This window comes from Rhodococcus sp. C3V, from assembly GCF_029269915.1.
GTDB lineage: Bacteria > Actinomycetota > Actinomycetes > Mycobacteriales > Mycobacteriaceae > Rhodococcus_F > Rhodococcus_F qingshengii.
Genome location: NZ_JARJBE010000017.1, coordinates 51,863 through 70,607 on the forward strand (window position 1 = coordinate 51,863; position 18,745 = coordinate 70,607).

At 62.3% G+C, this 18,745-nt stretch carries 16 protein-coding genes; 8 read left to right on the forward strand and 8 right to left on the reverse strand.

The window, feature by feature from the left end; translation table 11 throughout:
• The first annotated feature begins 23 nt into the window (after nucleotides 1-23).
• The 7 genes from P3G66_RS28940 to P3G66_RS28970 all read left to right on the forward strand — a co-directional run bounded on the left by P3G66_RS28940 (nucleotide 24) and on the right by P3G66_RS28970 (nucleotide 7,916).
• Nucleotides 24-1,589 (forward strand): amidase, encoded by a 1,566-nt coding sequence (locus P3G66_RS28940; protein ID WP_030537651.1) that lies wholly within the window; start codon nucleotides 24-26, stop codon nucleotides 1,587-1,589.
• A gap of 73 nt (nucleotides 1,590-1,662) precedes the next feature.
• Nucleotides 1,663-2,286: a nitrile hydratase subunit alpha gene (gene nthA / locus P3G66_RS28945; RefSeq protein ID WP_003946052.1), complete on the forward strand. Its 624-nt coding sequence runs from the start codon at nucleotides 1,663-1,665 to the stop codon at nucleotides 2,284-2,286.
• Nucleotides 2,287-2,312: 26 nt separating this feature from the next.
• Nucleotides 2,313-2,951 (forward strand): nitrile hydratase subunit beta, encoded by a 639-nt coding sequence (gene nthB / locus P3G66_RS28950; protein WP_007735254.1) that lies wholly within the window; start codon nucleotides 2,313-2,315, stop codon nucleotides 2,949-2,951.
• A gap of 98 nt (nucleotides 2,952-3,049) precedes the next feature.
• Nucleotides 3,050-4,249, forward strand: coding sequence for a zinc metallochaperone GTPase ZigA (gene zigA, locus P3G66_RS28955; protein WP_276117470.1), 1,200 nt, complete (start codon nucleotides 3,050-3,052; stop codon nucleotides 4,247-4,249).
• A gap of 31 nt (nucleotides 4,250-4,280) precedes the next feature.
• Nucleotides 4,281-5,195, forward strand: a complete 915-nt coding sequence (locus tag P3G66_RS28960; RefSeq protein WP_276117471.1) for an SMP-30/gluconolactonase/LRE family protein — start codon at nucleotides 4,281-4,283, stop codon at nucleotides 5,193-5,195.
• 152 nt (nucleotides 5,196-5,347) lie between these two features.
• The gene (locus P3G66_RS28965; protein WP_276117472.1) at nucleotides 5,348-7,165 is read left to right on the forward strand and encodes an ABC transporter substrate-binding protein/permease; all 1,818 of its coding nucleotides are present in this window, start codon (nucleotides 5,348-5,350) and stop codon (nucleotides 7,163-7,165) included.
• Between the two features lie 4 nt (nucleotides 7,166-7,169).
• Entirely contained in the window at nucleotides 7,170-7,916 is a 747-nt protein-coding gene (locus P3G66_RS28970) for an amino acid ABC transporter ATP-binding protein (protein ID WP_003946070.1), read from the forward strand.
• Here the strand turns inward: P3G66_RS28970 and P3G66_RS28975 are convergent.
• The 7 genes from P3G66_RS28975 to P3G66_RS29005 form a co-directional block, all read right to left on the reverse strand.
• Nucleotides 7,902-9,086, reverse strand: a complete 1,185-nt coding sequence (locus P3G66_RS28975) for a DUF6596 domain-containing protein (RefSeq protein ID WP_003946061.1) — start codon at nucleotides 9,084-9,086, stop codon at nucleotides 7,902-7,904. The genes P3G66_RS28970 and P3G66_RS28975 overlap by 15 nt on opposite strands.
• Nucleotides 9,087-9,094: 8 nt before the next feature.
• On the reverse strand, nucleotides 9,095-9,502 hold the full coding sequence (locus tag P3G66_RS28980; protein WP_003945999.1) for a YciI family protein: 408 nt from the start codon (nucleotides 9,500-9,502) through the stop codon (nucleotides 9,095-9,097).
• Nucleotides 9,503-9,599: 97 nt separating this feature from the next.
• On the reverse strand, nucleotides 9,600-10,214 hold the full coding sequence (locus P3G66_RS28985; protein WP_003946002.1) for a response regulator transcription factor: 615 nt from the start codon (nucleotides 10,212-10,214) through the stop codon (nucleotides 9,600-9,602).
• Entirely contained in the window at nucleotides 10,211-11,353 is a 1,143-nt protein-coding gene (locus P3G66_RS28990; RefSeq protein WP_037132536.1) for a sensor histidine kinase, read from the reverse strand. Before P3G66_RS28990 ends, P3G66_RS28985 begins: the two co-directional genes overlap by 4 nt.
• Before the next feature lie 21 nt (nucleotides 11,354-11,374).
• The gene (locus P3G66_RS28995; protein ID WP_003946064.1) at nucleotides 11,375-12,166 is read right to left on the reverse strand and encodes an ABC transporter permease; all 792 of its coding nucleotides are present in this window, start codon (nucleotides 12,164-12,166) and stop codon (nucleotides 11,375-11,377) included.
• Entirely contained in the window at nucleotides 12,163-13,101 is a 939-nt protein-coding gene (locus P3G66_RS29000; RefSeq protein ID WP_276117473.1) for an ABC transporter ATP-binding protein, read from the reverse strand. Before P3G66_RS29000 ends, P3G66_RS28995 begins: the two co-directional genes overlap by 4 nt.
• Nucleotides 13,098-13,334: a hypothetical protein gene (locus tag P3G66_RS29005; protein ID WP_276117474.1), complete on the reverse strand. Its 237-nt coding sequence runs from the start codon at nucleotides 13,332-13,334 to the stop codon at nucleotides 13,098-13,100. The genes P3G66_RS29000 and P3G66_RS29005 overlap by 4 nt, the downstream gene beginning before the upstream one ends.
• 234 nt (nucleotides 13,335-13,568) lie before the next feature.
• Here P3G66_RS29005 and P3G66_RS29010 point away from each other — a divergent pair, with 234 nt between their 5' ends.
• Nucleotides 13,569-15,650, forward strand: coding sequence for a PhoX family phosphatase (locus P3G66_RS29010; protein WP_276117475.1), 2,082 nt, complete (start codon nucleotides 13,569-13,571; stop codon nucleotides 15,648-15,650).
• A 78-nt stretch (nucleotides 15,651-15,728) separates the two neighbouring features.
• Here P3G66_RS29010 and P3G66_RS29015 read toward each other — a convergent pair.
• The coding region (locus P3G66_RS29015; protein ID WP_276117476.1) for an isopeptide-forming domain-containing fimbrial protein at nucleotides 15,729-18,745 on the reverse strand (3,017 nt) is incomplete at its 5' end.

The window sequence follows — 18,745 nt, forward strand, 5'->3', positions numbered from 1 at the left end:
ATCACATCAGGAGCACACTTCTCATGGCGACAATCCGACCTGACGACAATGCAATAGACACCGCCGCAAGGCATTACGGCATCACTCTCGACCAATCAGCCCGGCTCGAGTGGCCGGCACTGATCGACGGAGCACTGGGCTCCTACGACGTCGTCGACCAGTTGTACGCCGACGAGGCAACCCCGCCGACCACGTCACGTGAGCACACGGTGCCAACAGCGAGCGAAAATCCTTTGAGCGCTTGGTATGTGACCACAAGCATCCCGCCGACGTCGGACGGCGTCCTGACCGGCCGACGCGTGGCGATCAAGGACAACGTGACCGTGGCCGGAGTTCCGATGATGAACGGGTCTCGGACAGTAGAGGGGTTCACTCCGTCTCGCGACGCGACTGTGGTCACTCGACTACTGGCGGCCGGTGCAACCGTCGCGGGCAAAGCTGTGTGTGAGGACCTGTGTTTCTCCGGTTCGAGCTTCACACCGGCAAGCGGACCGGTCCGCAATCCATGGGACCCACAGCGTGAAGCAGGTGGATCATCCGGTGGCAGTGCGGCTCTCGTCGCAAACGGTGACGTCGATTTTGCCATCGGCGGGGATCAGGGTGGATCGATCCGGATCCCGGCGGCATTCTGCGGCGTCGTCGGACACAAGCCGACGTTCGGGCTCGTCCCGTATACCGGTGCATTTCCCATCGAGCGAACAATCGACCATCTCGGCCCGATCACACGCACGGTCCACGATGCCGCACTGATGCTCTCGGTCATCGCCGGTCGCGACGGTAACGACCCACGCCAAGCCGACAGCGTCGAAGCAGGTGACTATCTGTCCACCCTCGACTCCGATGTGGATGGTCTGCGAATCGGGATCGTTCGAGAAGGTTTCGGGCACGCGGTCTCACAGCCCGAGGTCGACGACGCAGTCCGCGCAGCGGCACACAGTCTGGCCGAAATCGGTTGCACGGTAGAGGAAGTAAACATCCCGTGGCACCTACATGCTTTCCACATCTGGAACGTGATCGCCACGGACGGTGGTGCCTACCAGATGTTGGACGGCAACGGATACGGCATGAACGCCGAAGGTTTGTACGATCCGGAACTGATGGCACACTTTGCTTCTCGACGCCTTCAGCACGCCGACGCTCTGTCCGAAACCGTCAAACTGGTGGCTCTGACCGGCCACCACGGCATCACCACCCTCGGCGGCGCGAGCTACGGCAAAGCCCGGAACCTCGTACCGCTCGCCCGCGCCGCCTACGACACTGCCTTGAGACAATTCGACGTCCTGGTGATGCCCACACTGCCCTACGTCGCATCCGAATTGCCGGCGAACGACGTGGATCGTGCAACCTTCATCACGAAGGCTCTCGGGATGATCGCCAACACAGCACCATTCGACGTGACCGGACACCCGTCCCTGTCCGTTCCCGCCGGCCTGGTGAACGGGCTTCCGGTCGGAATGATGATCACCGGCAAGACCTTCGACGATGCGACGGTCCTCCGGGTCGGGCGCGCATTCGAAAAGCTTCGCGGCGCGTTTCCGACGCCTGCCGACCACATCTCCGACTCTGCACCACAACTCAGCCTCACCTAGTTCTGTATCCGCACTTGCACAACAAATTCCACCGATTCACACATGATCAGCCCGCATAGAAAAGGTGAACCAGATGTCAGTAACGATCGACCACACAACGGAGAACGCCGCACCGGCCCAGGCGCCGGTCTCCGATCGCGCGTGGGCTCTGTTCCGCGCACTCGACGGTAAGGGATTGGTACCCGACGGTTACGTCGAGGGATGGAAGAAGACCTTCGAGGAGGACTTCAGTCCAAGGCGCGGAGCGGAATTGGTCGCGCGGGCTTGGACCGACCCCGATTTCCGGCAACTGCTTCTCACCGACGGTACCGCCGCGGTTGCCCAGTACGGATATCTGGGCCCCCAGGGCGAATACATCGTGGCAGTCGAAGACACCCCGACCCTCAAGAACGTGATCGTGTGCTCGCTGTGTTCATGCACCGCGTGGCCCATCCTCGGTCTGCCGCCGACCTGGTACAAGAGTTTCGAATACCGTGCACGCGTGGTCCGCGAGCCACGGAAGGTTCTCTCCGAGATGGGAACCGAGATCGCGTCGGACGTCGAGATCCGCGTCTACGACACCACCGCCGAAACTCGGTACATGGTCCTACCGCAACGTCCCGCAGGCACCGAAGGCTGGAGCCAGGAACAACTGCAGGAAATCGTCACCAAGGACTGCCTGATCGGCGTCGCAGTCCCGCAGGTCCCCACCGTCTGACCACCCCGACAAGAAAGAAGCACACCATGGATGGAGTACACGATCTTGCCGGAGTTCAAGGCTTCGGCAAAGTCCCGCATACCGTCAACGCCGACATCGGCCCCACCTTCCACGCCGAGTGGGAACACCTGCCGTACAGCCTGATGTTCGCCGGTGTCGCCGAACTCGGGGCATTCAGCGTCGACGAAGTTCGATACGTCGTCGAGCGGATGGAACCACGCCACTACATGATGACCCCGTACTACGAGAGGTACGTCATCGGCGTCGCGACACTGATGGTCGAAAAGGGAATCCTGACGCAGGAAGAACTCGAAAGCCTTGCAGGGGGACCGTTCCCACTGTCGCGGCCCAGCGAATCCGAAGGGCGGCCGGCACCCGTCGAGACGACCACCTTCGAAATCGGTCAGCGAGTACGCGTGCGCGACGAGTACGTTCCGGGGCATATTCGAATGCCTGCGTACTGCCGCGGACGAGTGGGGACCATCTCTCATCGGACTACCGAGAAGTGGCCGTTTCCCGACGCAATCGGCCACGGGCGCAACGACGCCGGCGAAGAACCGACGTACCACGTGAAGTTCGCCGCCGAGGAATTGTTCGGTAGCGACACCGACGGCGGCAGCGTCGTAGTCGACCTTTTCGAGGGTTACCTCGAGCCTGCGGCCTGATCGTCCAACATTCCGGGCGGCGGTCACGCGATCACAGCGTTTCGCGTGACCGCCGCCTGATCACAGCGATTCTCTCATTCGGAAGGACACTGGAAATCATGGTCGACACACGACTTCCGGTCACGGTGCTGTCAGGTTTCCTGGGCGCCGGGAAGACGACACTACTCAACGAGATCCTGCGAAATCGGGAGGGTCGGCGGGTTGCGGTGATCGTCAACGACATGAGCGAAATCAACATCGACAGTGCAGAAGTCGAGCGTGAGATCTCGCTCAGTCGCTCCGAGGAGAAACTGGTCGAGATGACCAACGGCTGCATCTGCTGCACTCTGCGAGAGGATCTTCTCTCCGAGATCAGTGCCTTGGCCGCCGATGGCCGATTCGACTACCTACTCATCGAATCTTCGGGCATCTCCGAACCGCTTCCCGTCGCAGAGACGTTCACATTCATCGATACCGACGGCCACGCCCTCGCCGACGTCGCCCGACTCGACACCATGGTCACCGTCGTCGACGGCCACAGTTTTCTGCGCGACTACACGGCTGGGGGCCGCGTCGAAGCCGATGCCCCGGAAGACGAACGAGACATCGCGGATCTGCTTGTCGATCAGATCGAATTTGCCGACGTCATCCTGGTGAGCAAGGCCGATCTCGTCTCGCACCAGCACCTGGTCGAATTGACCGCAGTCCTGCGCTCTTTGAACGCATCCGCTGCGATAGTTCCGATGACGCTCGGTCGCATCCCACTCGACACGATTCTCGACACCGGTTTGTTCTCACTCGAAAAGGCTGCACAGGCCCCCGGATGGTTACAAGAACTCCAAGGTGAACACATCCCCGAAACCGAAGAGTACGGAATCAGTTCGGTGGTGTACCGCGAGCGCGCACCCTTCCACCCCCAACGGCTGCATGATTTCCTCAGCAGCGAGTGGACCAACGGAAAGTTACTTCGGGCCAAGGGCTACTACTGGAATGCCGGCCGGTTCACCGAGATCGGGAGTATTTCTCAGGCCGGTCATCTCATTCGCCACGGATACGTCGGCCGTTGGTGGAAGTTTCTACCCCGTGACGAGTGGCCGGCCGACGACTACCGTCGTGACGGAATCCTCGACAAGTGGGAAGAACCTGTCGGTGACTGCCGACAAGAACTCGTCTTCATCGGCCAATCCATCGACCCGTCTCGACTGCACCGAGAACTCGACGCGTGTCTACTCACCACAGCCGAGATCGAACTCGGGCCAGACGTGTGGACCACCTGGAGCGACCCCCTGGGCGCCGGCTATACCGACCAGACCGTTTGATATTGGTCCGATTTGCCGTAAGTTGTGCGCAATGGGGCTATCACGCAACCGAACTCGGGCGTTGTTGATCGTCGCGGCAATCGCAGCCGGGACCGCTGCCGCGGCGACGCCGGCGGAGGCAACCTGGACAACCGCGCCGATGTGCGGCGATTGGCAGGTCGAGACCGTAGCCCAGGGGTTGAAACAGCTCGAAAACCTCGAGACCGATGACAACGGCGGGTTCTACCTCTCCGGCGAGTCGAAGATCTATCACGTCGACGCCGAAGGACAGGTACGAACCGTCCTCGACGGCATTGCTGCTCCTGGCGGTTTGCAGCTCGACGGTTCGAGGCTGTCCTTCCTCACCAGACAGGACGGCAAGCTGTGGCAACTGGACACCACGACGGATCAGCTGTCCGCCCCCGCCGACTTCGCGGGCAACGGCCTGCTCCGACTTCCCGACGGCGATCTGCTGACCACGTGGGTCGGAACAGAAGGAGGTCCACCAAAGGGCGTCTCGCGCTATCTGCACGACTCCGGAGCCGTCGTGCCCAATTGGTCGACAGTGCCGCGTTCGGAGGGACTCGCGCTCAGTCCGGATCATCGAGCCGTGTACACCGATGACCTGTTCACCGGTCAGATCATTCGAGTGCCCTTGGATACCCCTGACGCGTGGACAGTTGTAGCGACGGTCCCGAGCCTGATACCCGGCCTCGACGATCTGACCATGTCGCAGGATGGAATGCTCTACGCCGCTGCTCACGTCGAAGGCTCGATCTATCGCGTACACCCTGAAACCGGCACTTCCTGCGTCGTCGCTTCGGGTCTGTCGAATGGGTGGAACGGGCCGAGTTCAGTGCGTATAGGACAGGACGGCGACGGCTGGGCGCTCTACGTCACCGGCTTCGACGGAACGCTGCGTCGCCTGGTACCTCCGTCGGGCGTCGAACTCGCACCCGTCCGCTGACGCCGATCTCTACGGCACGAGATTCCCCCGAACTGGCGATACTTAAAATCACGCTGATTTGAAGGCATGCCCGCAGCGCAACGGCCCCTTGTCCGGAAACTGTCAACAGTTCTACACGGAGAAATGGCTACCCTTAGGTTTACGCTGCACGCATGTTTTCTTCCGTCGCAGCGAAGATCCGCCTGGTGGTGGCACTGCTCCTCACTGCCCTCCTGGCGCTGGCTCTGTCATCGTGCTCGAGTGGCTCGGATTCGTCGGCAGCCCCCACAGACCTGTGTGCACCTCCAGGAGTGGGAGCTGCAACCGCGGCGCCCACCAATCTGGACGCGGCAGCGGGTGCGGGCGCCGAAGACCGCTACACCACGGCCACCGTCACCCCGGTCGATCAGATCGACACCTCGAAGCTGAATCTGATCAAACCCGGGGTCATCACGGTCGGCACGCTCGGTGACGCGCCCCCGAGCATCTGCGTCAACTCCGAGAATCAGTACACCGGATACGACAACGAGTTGCTGAAGGCCGTCGCGGACAAGCTGAGCCTGAAGGTCGAGTTCGTCGGCACCGAGTTCGCCGGGCTTCTCGCCCAGGTTGCCGGTCGACGCTTCGACGTCGGCTCGTCGTCCATCACCACCACGGACGACCGTCGCAACACCGTCGGCTTCACCAACGGTTACGACTTCGGATACTTCTCCCTCGTCGTGCCCAACGGCAGCCCGATCACCGGCTTCGGAGACCTGGATGCCTCCAAGCGCATCGGCGTCGTGCAGGGAACCGTGCAGGACGACTACGTCGTGAACACGCTCAAGCTCGATCCCGTGAAGTTTCCCGACTACGCCACGGCGTACGCGAACCTCAAGTCCGGACAGATCGACGCCTGGGTAGCTCCGTCTCAGCAGGCCGAAGGTGCAATCGCTCCCGGTGATCCGACCTCGATCATCCAGAACACCTTCTCGGTCAACAACTTCGTCGGTTGGGCGGTGAACAAGGAAAACCAGCCGCTGATCGACGCCCTCAACTCCGGCCTCGACGCAGTCATCGACGACGGAACCTGGTCTCAGCTGTACGCCGACTGGGTACCGCGCCAACTCCCTGAAGGCTGGAAGCCCGGATCCAAGGCCGCGGCCACTCCGGAACTGCCCGACTTCGCAGCCATTGCCGCGGAAAACGCAGCAAACGGCGACGGTGGCGATACCGCGTCGTACCAACCGAAGTCGACGCTCGAACAGCTCAAGGACACGTTCTTCGACTGGGATCTGTACAAGAAGGCATTCCCCGATCTCCTCAAGACCGGTCTTCCCAACACCCTGATCCTTGCGCTCGCGTCCGGCATCATCGGCACGATCCTCGGCATGCTGCTCGCTGTCGCCGGTATCTCGCGCACCCGTTGGCTGCGCTGGCCGGCCCGCGTCTACACCGACATCTTCCGTGGCCTGCCCGCAGTCGTCATCATCTTGATCATCGGGCTCGGCGTCGGACCGATCGTCAAGGGAATCACCGGTAGCAATCCGTACTGGCTCGGTGTCGCGGCGCTGTCACTGCTCGCGTCGGCATACATCGGTGAGATCTTCAGATCCGGAATCCAGAGCGTCGAGTCCGGGCAGCTCGAGGCTTCACGTGCCCTCGGTTTCAGCTACCGAAAGTCCATGTCGCTGGTCGTCATCCCGCAGGGTGTACGACGCGTTCTGCCGGCGTTGATGAACCAGTTCATCTCGCTGATCAAGGACTCGTCGCTGATCTACTTCCTCGGTCTGCTCGTCACCCAGCGGGAACTCTTTGCCGTCGGACGTGATCTCAACGCCCAGACCGGCAGCCTGTCCCCGCTCGTTGCGGCAGGCTTGTTCTACCTTGCTCTGACCATCCCGCTGACGCACCTCGTCAACTACATCGACAACCGACTCCGGACCGGACGCGCCGACACTTCAGGCACGTTGGATCCGCTCGAGCAGGCCATCGTCGTGGAAAGGGGCTGAGGACATGACCACCAGCTCTGAACTGAAGTCCGTATCGCTCACCGGCAAGGACCTGCATCTGTCCTTCGGTACCAACAAGGTGCTTCGCGGCGTCAACCTGCACGTCGACGCCGGAAACACCGTCACCGTCATCGGGCCCTCCGGTTCGGGCAAGTCGACGCTCCTGCGCGTGCTGAACCGTCTGCACGAGCCCGAGCAGGGTGACGTGCTGCTCGACGGGAAGTCCGTCCTGAAGGACAACCCCGACGAGCTACGCCAGCGGATCGGCATGGTGTTCCAGCACTTCAACCTGTTCCCACACAAGACCGTCGCCGAGAACATCGCACTCGGGCCGAACAAGCTCAAGGGTTTGTCGAAGGAGCAAGCTCGGGCGCTCGCGCTCGAGCAGCTGGATCTGGTGGGGCTCAGGGAGAAGGCCGACTCGCGGCCCGGCAACCTTTCCGGCGGTCAGCAGCAGCGCGTCGCCATTGCCCGCGCCCTGGCGATGAAGCCCGAGGTCATGTTCTTCGACGAGGCGACGTCAGCTCTCGACCCCGAACTGGTCAAGGGTGTTCTGGCATTGATGGCCGATCTCGCGAAGTCCGGCATGACCATGGTCGTCGTGACGCACGAAATGGGTTTCGCGCGTTCCGTTTCCGACAAGGTGCTGTTCATGGATCGCGGCGCCGTTGTCGAAACCGGTACTCCGGAACAGCTTTTCGACGATCCCGAAACAGATCGACTGCAGGCGTTCCTCTCACAGGTTCTCTGACTCAGGGGCGCTTGCAGGGGATCGACGGGCGTTGATCCTCGACGCCTGAAGCATCAGATGGTCGCGTTCGGCGAGGTTGGATGCCTTGTGCGCTGCATCGGCATACAACCTCGCCGCCGACTCCAGGTCTCCGTCGCGTTCACGCAGATAGGCCTCGACTGCGGCATGGCGTGGAAGTGAATCATCCAGCGCTGCAAGAGCTGCCAATCCGGCGCGTGGTCCGTCTGCCTCGCCGACGGCCACCGCTCGGTTGAGCCGGACAATCGGGCTGTCGGTCAAGGCTGCGAGTTCGTCGTACCACTCCACGATCTGCACCCAGTCGGTCTCGTCTGCTGTGAAAGCGTCGGCATGGAGTGCGGCAATGGCGGCCTGGGCCTGGAACTCACCGAGCCGGTCGCGGGCGAGAGCTGACTGGAGGATTGCGACTCCTTCGGCAATCGAATCGGTGTCCCACCGGCTGCGATCCTGCTCGGCTAGCGGAACCAGACTGCCGTCCGCGGCAGTTCGCGCGGCTCGACGAGCGTGATGGAGCAGCATCAGTGCGAGCAACCCTGCGACTTCGGGGTGATCGATCGCGGCCGCCAACTGCCGGGTGAGCCGGATGGCCTCGGCAGCGAGGTCGACGTCGCCGGAGTACCCCTCGTTGAAGACCAGATAGAGGACACGCAGGACGGTGGCGACATCGCCGGGTTGCTCGAACCGGACGCCGGAGACCGTGCGCTTGGCTCGGCTGATGCGCTGAGCCATAGTCGCCTCGGGCACCAGGTAGGCCCGCGCAATCTGGCGGGTGGTCAGCCCGCCGACAGCGCGCAGCGTGAGTGCGACGGCGGACGACGGCGTCAACGACGGGTGCGCGCACAAAAAGTAGAGCTGGAGTGTGTCGTCCACGCCCGGCACCGACCCGCTGACCGGCCGCTCGCCTGGCTGCTCGTCAACCAGAAACTCCCGCTTGCGACGAGCCGCATCCGACCGGATCCCGTCGAGGAACCGCCGCCAGGCCACCGTGACCAGCCAGCCCTTCGGGTCCCGCGGCGGGTTGTCCGACCAGGTCCTGACCGCCTCGAGCAGAGCGTCCTGCACGGCGTCCTCGGCCGACGCGAAATCTGCTCCGCGGCGGACGAGGATGCCGAGCACGCTCGGAGTCAGACTCCGAAGCAGGGCGTCGTCCATGACAGGTTTCAGTCCGTGATGGTCGGCGGCTCGGTCAGGAACGGGCGCAGTTCGAGCCATTCGTGAATCGGCTTCCCGCCTGCGCCGGGCGCGGCCGAGAGCTCGCCGGCCAATTGGACGGCACGGTCGTAGTTGTCGACGTCGATCACCATCCAGCCGGCAATGAGGTCCTTGGTTTCCGCGAACGGACCGTCGGTGACCGGCGGGCGACCCTCACCGTCGTACCGGACAAAGGTGCCCTCAGGAGCGAGAGCCTGACCGTCGACGAACTCGCCCGCCTTCTCGAGCCGATCCGCGAAGTCCTGCATGTACTTCACGTGGGCAGTGATCTCGTCCGGCGTCCACTGGTCCATCGGCACGTCGTTGACTGCAGCCGGAGCGCCGCGGTAGTGCTTGAGCAGCAAGTACTTGGCCATCGTGAATCTCCTCTGTGTCGGTGCCACCCATTCTGGTCGCACTTCACTACAGGGACGAAGCAAGTCGGGGATTCTCGACATCGCGGGGCCTTCGGCCCTAAATCCACCCCTGCCGGCGGGCGATCACCGCTGCTTCGTGCCGGTTGGCAGCACCGAGTTTGGTGACAGCTGACGACAAATAGTTCCGGGTGGTTCCTGCCGAGAGGTGTGCCCGGGAAGCGATCTGCTCGATGGATGCTCCGTCGGCCGCGTACTCGAGTACGTCCGCCTCGCGCGGAGTAAGCGGTGAGTCGCCGGCGCCGATCGCCTCGGCAGCCAACGACGGATCGACGTACCTCCCGCCGGCATGGACGCTGCGGACCACCTCGGCGAGGGTCGCCGCAGGCGTCGTCTTCGGTAGAAATCCGCGGACACCTGCTGACAGTGCCTTCTTCAAGTACCCGGGACGCCCGTGGCTCGTCACGATGATCGAGACGCACCCCGAGACCGTCTGCGCAATCTGTTGCGCCGTCTCGATGCCGTCGATACCTGCCATTTGAAGGTCGAGCACGGCTACGTCAGGTTGATGTTTTGCAGCAGCGACCACGGCATCCTCGCCCGATTCGGCTTCCGCGACGACAACGATGTCGTCCTCGAGCGACAACATCATGGCCAGAGCCGAGCGGATCAGGTTCTCGTCGTCGGCCAGCAGTACCTTGATCGGCTCGGTCACCGAGACTCCTTCGTTCGGGACGGAAAGTGGGCGGTGAGGGTGAAGCGATCTTCGTCCTGCACGGTTTCGACGGTTCCTCCGACGGCGCCGACGCGCTCGCGCAATCCGTTCAGGCCGGTTCCGTTGTTCGGCTCTGCGATACGTGCGCCGTCGTTGGCGATCACGACGCCGTCCGCGAACACTTCGATGCTGCAATTCTCGGCACTGGAGTGCCGGAGAATGTTGGTGACGCCTTCACGGACGACCCAGGCAGCGGCTTCGGCCAGTTCCACCGGCAGCTGATCTGCCGATCCACGTATCGCGGTGGAGATTCCGGCGGCCTCGAGCAGAGACTGCGCACCGGCCAGCTCGGACGCCAAAGCGATGGACCGGTATCCCCGAACCAACTCGCGCGCTTCGTCGAGTGAATCTTGCGCAAGTTCGCGTACTTCGTCCATCTGCGCGGCGGCACGATCGTCGCCGCGTCGTGAAAGAGTAGCTGCAAGTTCACTTTTCACCGCAATTGCAGACAGTGCCCGCCCGACGACGTCATGGAGGTCGCGTGAAAATCGCAACCGTTCCTCGGCGACGGACAGAGCGGCAGCGGCTCCGCGTGCCTCGTCCAATTCGGTGACCATCCGCAGCAGCCACACCGACATGTAGACGGTCAGCCCCATGAAGGCGGCGACGATTCCGACGGACACGCCGCTTTCCGGACCCGCAAGCAGTCCCAGTACAACCCCGGCGGCCACCGAGCCCACGATCAGCCAGCGCAACGACGTCAACCCCGCAAGGGGCACGACAAGGATTGCCGCCAGCCAGAAGTACGGGCCGTTCTCGCCATTGCTTCCCAAGGCAATTCCCGCCGAGCAGAACGCCGACAACGTCATCACGGCAAGAGGAATCTGGACGGGCTTGGCCACGACTCCGCCCAGATCAGGCATCCGAGACACGGCGATGACGCACGCAACGGCACTGATTCCGAGGAAGACACCCGACAGGTACCGATCCGCAACTATCTCGGTGACCGCACCGAAGCCACCGAAAACCACTGCGACCATGATGAACGATTGCCGCGTGTAGAGGCGAACCTTGTCGACGTTCGACGCGGTTCGCCACGTCCGTCTCGGATTCCAGCGTCCGAAGTTCTGCGCGATCATGCCCACTACCTTCTCAGAGTTCTACGAACGCGGTTCCCAGCGGAAGTGGACGTTCGCGATCAGAACCGAACCGACGATCCACGCCAGCATGACCAACAGCGGTTGCGCAGCCGAACCGAAGGTGTCGACAAATCCCGCTGCCGCACCGGGCGCATCGCCCAGATCAGCCAGTTCGCCAGTGGTCCGCCCCAGCCATCCGAGATTGAGAAGGTCCACTACTGCGGCCAGCGGAGTGAAATCGAGAATGCGAGCAACGTTGTCCGGCACGACATTCCTGATCGAGGACATACCTGCCGTCGCCAGAATCAGAATCGGCATGCAGGTGATCTGCGCCGCCTCTGCATTTCGCGTGACAGCCGAAGTGATCAACGCCAGCGCCGTGAAGAGCGCGGCGCCGCCGATCACCGCGACCAGCACCAGGACCGGATTGACCGGAGCACTACCGCCCAGAACCATCACGGCGATTCCGATCACCACCGTCAACAGGCCGGTGAGAACCCACGACGGCACTGCCGGGCCCGCGAGGATCTCGGCGTCGCTGCATTCCCCTGTCCGTAGTCGCTTGAGAACCAACTCGTCACGACGCGTCGCGTACACCGACAGGAGGTTGTAGAAGACCACGAACACGAGCAGGAAGAGTGCAAACACCTCGAGGCCTGCCGACACCGACTTGTCGGACAACCCGCCATCGCGTGAGAGGTACAGCATCCCCACGGGAAAGATCAACGGGAGGACGATTGCGTTGAAGAGCAACAGTCGATTTCGTCCCAGGAGCGTGAACTCCGAACGAGACAGGGTTGCTATGCGGTTCATGCCGACGCTCCTTCGAGAGTTGCGTGATGATCGAATTGGTCTGCAATGGAGAGGAATACGGTCTCCAGGGATGCCGCGCGGGCATCCAGGCCAGTCAGCAGGATGTTGTTGTGCTGTGCCCACAGCAGCAGTTCCGTCAGCGTCTCCTGCACTGCGCGAGTGGTGATCACCACCAGATCGTTTTCGACGCGTACCTCGGCGCCGGCCAGCGCTGGGAGCGGAAGACCTGGACGGTGCAGTTTGATCTGGGCGGGATGATCCGCGACGACGTCCGCCACGGTTCCGCTGCGCACCACCGATCCTCGGTGCATGATCGCCAATTGGTCGCACAGGGACTCGGCTTCGTCGAGGTAGTGCGTCGTCAACATGATGGTGACGCCCGACGCTTTCAAGTCAGCAATCAATTGCCAAGTGTTACGTCGACTTTCGGGATCCAAACCAGTAGTCGGCTCGTCGAGAAACAGGACGAGTGGCCGGCCGATGATCGCGCACGCCAGATCCAGTCGCCGCGCCTCACCTCCCGAGAGGAACTTCACGCGGGTATCACCACGGTCACGCATGTCCACGCGCTCGAGCACCTCGTCCACGGGCAGCGGATTCGAGCAGGTTCCGGCCCACATCGCCAAACTCTCACGAGCAGTCAGGTCTTGGGGCAAGCCACCCTTCTGGAGCATGATGCCAAGCGACGGGCGAATCTGCTTGCGGTTGCGCACCGGATCCATGCCCAGAACGCGCACCGTTCCGGCACTGGATCGTGAAAGACCCTGAATCACTTCGAGAGTGGACGTCTTGCCGGCACCATTGGTCCCGAGGAGGCCGAACAGCTCGCCCTCCTGAACACTCAGATCCAGATTGCGAACAGCATCGAACGCCTCCTTGCCGGAGCCGTAGCGCCGCGACATTCCGACTACGTCGATCACGGGATCGCCCTTCATCGCTGCGCCTCCGCTCGGTTCCAGCCGCGCAGTCCGATCACGAATCGAATACCCGCATAGACAGCGAGAGCGGCAACAAGAATCCAGAACACGGGATTGGAGCCGATGATCGCGAACACCACTCCGATGATCGCGATATTCACGACGATCACTACAAGTTCGCGGCCCATCGTGGGTGCGGGTCCGATGTCCATCAGGTCCGTCAGGAGGCTTCCCTCATGTGGTTCTCTCATGCATCCAAGCTTCGCGGGAAGTCAGAGCCGAAAACAGTGCACAGCGTCATCACCTGCGGTGACACCGTCACGGATCAGCGATGACAAATGTCATGCGACGTCCCCGCGGGGACGCGTCGTAAACCGCGGGTAAGGGTCACCTCGTTGTTTTGCCGTTCATTTTTACGTTCCTTTACCCTTGCTTCGAGCTTCTACGGTTCCCGAAGTCCGTACATCGAATCTCGGGAGTTCACGGTGGCTATCAAGCCTTTGGCCTTGTTCGTCAAACACGACGGCGTGTCTGCGCGCGCGTCGATCACCTGCCAGTACAAGTGCGGAAACGCGTGCTCTCACGAGGTCCCCAACACCTCGGGAGGCGAATACTTCCGCGACATCGCACGCACGGCGCTGAGTCGTCGCGGCTTGCTCCGGGGCAGCGGCATGGCAGTCCTCGCGGTGGGAGCGGGCAGCGCCCTCGTCGCGTGTTCCGACGAATCCGCAAGTGCGGAACCGGGAACCGGTTCGACGAGCGGCAGCAGCGGCGGATCGACACCAGCGGGGACGAACTTCAGCGCTGTCGCGCCCAACAAGGAAGACAAGGTCACCGTCCCTGACGGATACGATCAAGCCGTCGTGATTCGCTGGGGTGACGCCGTTCTCGCCGGCGCCCCGGCTTTCGACTTCGACAAGCAGACTGCGGCAGCGCAGGAACTGCAGTTCGGATTCAATAACGACTTCGCCGGATTGCTCCCGGTCGACGGGCAGCCCAACACCTACCTACTCGTGGTCAATCACGAATACTCCACCGAGCCGGCGATGTTCCGCGGCTACGATGCGGAGAACCCGACCGAGGAGCAGTTCAAGATCGGCCTGGCCAGCCACGGACTGTCGGTCGTCCAGGTCAAGGGCGAATCCGACAACGGCAAGCTCGTACCGGAGATCGGATCGAACAATCGCCGCATCACCGGAACCACGGAATTTGTCGTGACCGGCCCCGCTGCAGGCAGCGACTTCCTCAAGACGAGTGCCGATCCCACGGGAACCAAAGTGCTCGGCACCCTCAACAATTGCGCCGGCGGCGTCACCCCCTGGGGCACAGTGCTTTCCGGCGAAGAGAACTTCAACCAGTACTTCGCGAACGCCGAGGGTGTCACCGATCCCACGGTGGCAGCACGGCTGAAGCGCTACGGTCTTGCCGGTGCCGCTTCCGAGCGCAAGTGGGAACGCTTCGACAAGCGGTTCGATCTGGTCGCAGAACCCAACGAGGTCAACCGATTCGGATACGTCGTCGAGATCGATCCCTGGGATCCGTCGTCGACTCCGATCAAGCACACAGCGCTCGGACGTTTCAAGCACGAAGCCGCCACCATTTACATCACGTCGGACGGCACCGTCGTCGCCTACAGCGGCGACGACGAGCGCTTCGACTACATGTACAAGTTCGTCTCCAGCCGAAAGATGCAGGACGGCAAGAGTCAAGCAGCCATGCGCCACAACATGACTCTGCTCGACGCCGGAACACTGTACGTCGCAAAGCTCAGCGGAAACTCCGCCGGCGAGATCGACGGCAGCGGCAAGCTTCCGTCGGACGGCAAGTTCGACGGAACCGGCGAGTGGGTAGCCATCCTGCGCACCGGCGAAGACGGCAAGGGCGAATCCTTGGTCGACGGCATGAGCGCCGAAGAGGTCGCCGTCTTCACCCGCCAGGCCGGTGACAAGGTCGGGGCAACGAAGATGGATCGCCCCGAGGACTTCGAGGCAAACCCGAAGAGCGGCAAGGTTTACGTCGCACTGACCAACAACACCAAGCGCGGAGTCGACGGTGGCGCCGCGGCCGACGAGGCGAACCCGAGGAACAACAACAAGAACGGCCAGGTCCTCGAAATCACCGACGACCACGCCGGCACCACCTTCGGCTGGAATCTTCTTCTCGTCTGCGGAGATCCGGCCACAGCCGATACTTACTTCGGTGGGTTCGACAAGAGCAAGGTCAGCCCCATCTCATGCCCGGACAACCTTGCCTTCGACCCGCACGGCAATCTGTGGATCTCCACCGACGGCAACGCACTCAAGTCCAACGACGGGCTGTTCAGCGTTGTCCTCGAAGGCGAAAACCGCGGTGAGACAAAGCAGTTCCTCACCGTTCCCGTCGGCGCCGAAACCTGCGGCCCCATCGTGGACGAGAAGCGCGTCATCGTCTGCGTCCAGCACCCCGGCGAGACCGACGACGCCAGCATCGAAAGCCCCGCATCCCATTGGCCCGACGGTGGTTCCGCCCAGCCTCGCCCCTCGGTAGTTGCAGCCTGGAAGAAGGACGGATCTCGGCTCGGCTCGTAACACACATGAAAACGACGTGGGGCAGATCGCATACTCTGCGATCTGCCCCACGTCGTTTACCTCAGATTCTCAAGAGAATCAGTTGTCACCGTCCTCGCGACGCTTACGCGTCAGGAGAACAACACCCGTTCCCAGCGCCAGCAGCAGAACCAATCCACCTGCTGCGAGCAACCCGGTGTTCACGCCACTCTCACCAGCGCCACCACCCGAGTTGATCGTCCCGCCCTGAGGAGCAGACGGCTTCGGCTGACCCGGCTGACCCGGGTTTGCTGTCGGCGGCTTCGGCTGTCCCGGAACCGTGCTCGGAACCGGCTGACCCGGAACCGTCGGCGGTACGACGATCGGAGGCACAACGACGATCGGGGGAATGATGATCGTCGGTGTAACCGGCACCGTCGTGTTCGGAACCGTCGTGGTCGGCGGAACTGTCGTGACCGGCGGCGTTGTCGTCGGCGGCGTCGTTGTCGTCACGCCACACGGATCCACAATCTCCTCCGCGACAACTTCTTCTGTCGTGGTCTCCTCTGTGGTGGTCTCCTCCGTGGTGGTGGATTCCTCCGCACCGGTCACATCAGCGTCACCGGCAGTGATCGCGCTAGCCGTCGTCGTCGCAACCGTTGTGGTCGGAACCATCCGCGTGGTCGTCGTCGGAGGAACACAGGGCTCCGTCGTGACCGGCGGCGTCGTGGTGGTCGTCGGCGGCACCGTGGTGGTGGTCTCCGGCGGGTCCACCGGGTGTTCGGTGCAGAGAGCGTCGCCCGGGACACAGTCCACCGGCGGGTTCTCGCCACCAACCACCAGGTAGTTGTTCAGGACGCCCGGAGTGAATCCGGGACCTGACAACGTTCCGATCTCAGGATTGACCTTGACGGTGTACGTCACCGTCGCGCTCTCACCCTTGGCCAGCTTTCCGGTGACCGTGAAGACGTTGTCGACGACACCCGAAACAACCAGCGTGGAAGTGGTAGCCGGATTCTTCGTCATTACTGCATCGTCGAGAACATCGGTCAGATCGTCGTAGAAGCTGATCTCACCATCCGCGGTACCCACATTCTTGAACGTGAGCGTGTACGTGATCTCCTGGCCGCCAACCACACGGTTCGTGGTGGAGGGAACAGAGGACTTCAGTACCTCGATCGCGGGTGTGCCATCCACCGGGTGTTCGGTCGTCACGGGCGGAGGAGTGATCTCCGGACCCGTCGGCGGCTTCGCAGTACCGGTGACCTTGTTGTTGATCAACGTGCCACCGGCAACACCGGCATTGACCTTGACCTGGTAGGTCAGAACAACCGACTTACCGGCCTCGAGCACGCCGGTCCACGAGAGCGTCGTCCCCGAGAGTGTCGGAGCAGTCCCGTCGACACCGTCGACCGTTGCTTTCAGCGAACCGTCCACCAACACCGCGTTGTCGAGAACCTTCGACAGATCATCGGTCAACACCACCGGATCAAGAGTCGTGTTACCCGTGTTGGAACCGGTCACCGTGTACGTGATCGTCTGACCAGCAGCAACATTGGTACCCGACGCAGGATCGGCAGCCTTCGCGACCGTGAACCCCGGAACCTTCACCGGATGCTCGGTCGTCACCGGCGGAGGAGTGATCTCCGGACCGGTCGGCGGCTTCGCAGTACCGGTGACCTTGTTGTTGATCAGAACGCCGCCGACAACACCGTCGTTGATCTTCACCTGGTAGGTCAGAACAACCGACTTACCGGCCTCGAGTGCACCGGTCCAGGTGAGCGTGGTGCCCTCGAGGGTCGGAGCAGTCGCGTCGACACCGTCGACCGTTGCCTTGAGCGAACCGTCCACCAACGCCGCGTTGTCGAGAACCTTCGACAGATCATCGGTCAACACCACCGGATCAAGAGTCGTGTTACCCGTGTTGGAACCGGTCACCGTGTACGTGATCGTCTGACCAGCAGCAACATTGGTACCCGACGCAGGATCGGCAGCCTTCGCGACAGTGAACCCCGGAACCTGAACCGGATGCGTCGTGCACAGCTGCGTCGCCGGATCACACACCTCCGAAGGATCAACCGGCGGAGTCGTACCCGGAACAACGAAGTTGAGCACCGTGTTGTCGGCATTCGCCGCAACGCGATCGGCATCAGCCTTGACCGTGACGGTGTACGTCACCGTCTTGCTCTCACCGGCCGCAAGGGATCCCGTCACCGAGAAACCATCCGTGCCGACCATCGCAGCAGTCAACGGAGCATCAGCACTCAAGCTGCCCGCAACCAGATCAGCATCATCGAGCAGACCACGCAGATCATCGAAGTACGCGACCTCACCCGCACCGTTACCGGTGTTCGTGAACGTAAGCGTGTACTTGATGTCCTGACCGGCAACAACATTCGAACCCGATACCGGATCAGAAGACTTCACCACAGCAATCTTCGGAGACACCACCGGATGCTCGGTCGTCACCGGCGGAGGAGTGATCTCCGGACCGGTCGGCGGCTTCGCAGTACCGGTGACCTTGTTGTTGATCAGAACGCCGCCGACAACACCGTCGTTGATCTTCACCTGATAGGTCAGAACAACCGACTTACCGGCCTCGAGTGCACCCGTCCAACTCAACGTCGTACCCGACAGGGTCGGAGCAGCACCGTCGACACCGTCGACAGTTGCCTTGAGCGAACCGTCCACCAACGTCGCGTTGTCGAGAACCTTCGACAGATCATCGGTCAACACCACCGGATCAAGAGTCGTGTTACCCGTGTTGGAACCGGTCACGGTGTACGTGATCGTCTGACCAGCAGCGACATTGGTACCCGACGCAGGATCGGCAGCCTTCGCGACCGTGAACCCCGGAACCTTCACCGGATGCTCGGTCGTCACCGGCGGAGGAGTGATCTCCGGACCGGTCGGCGGCTTCGCAGTACCGGTGACCTTGTTGTTGATCAGAACGCCGCCGACAACACCGTCGTTGATCTTCACCTGATAGGTCAGAACAACCGACTTACCGGCCTCGAGTGCACCCGTCCAACTCAACGTCGTACCCGACAGGGTCGGAGCAGCACCGTCGACACCGTCGACAGTCGCCTTGAGCGAACCGTCCACCAACGTCGCGTTGTCGAGAACCTTCGACAGAT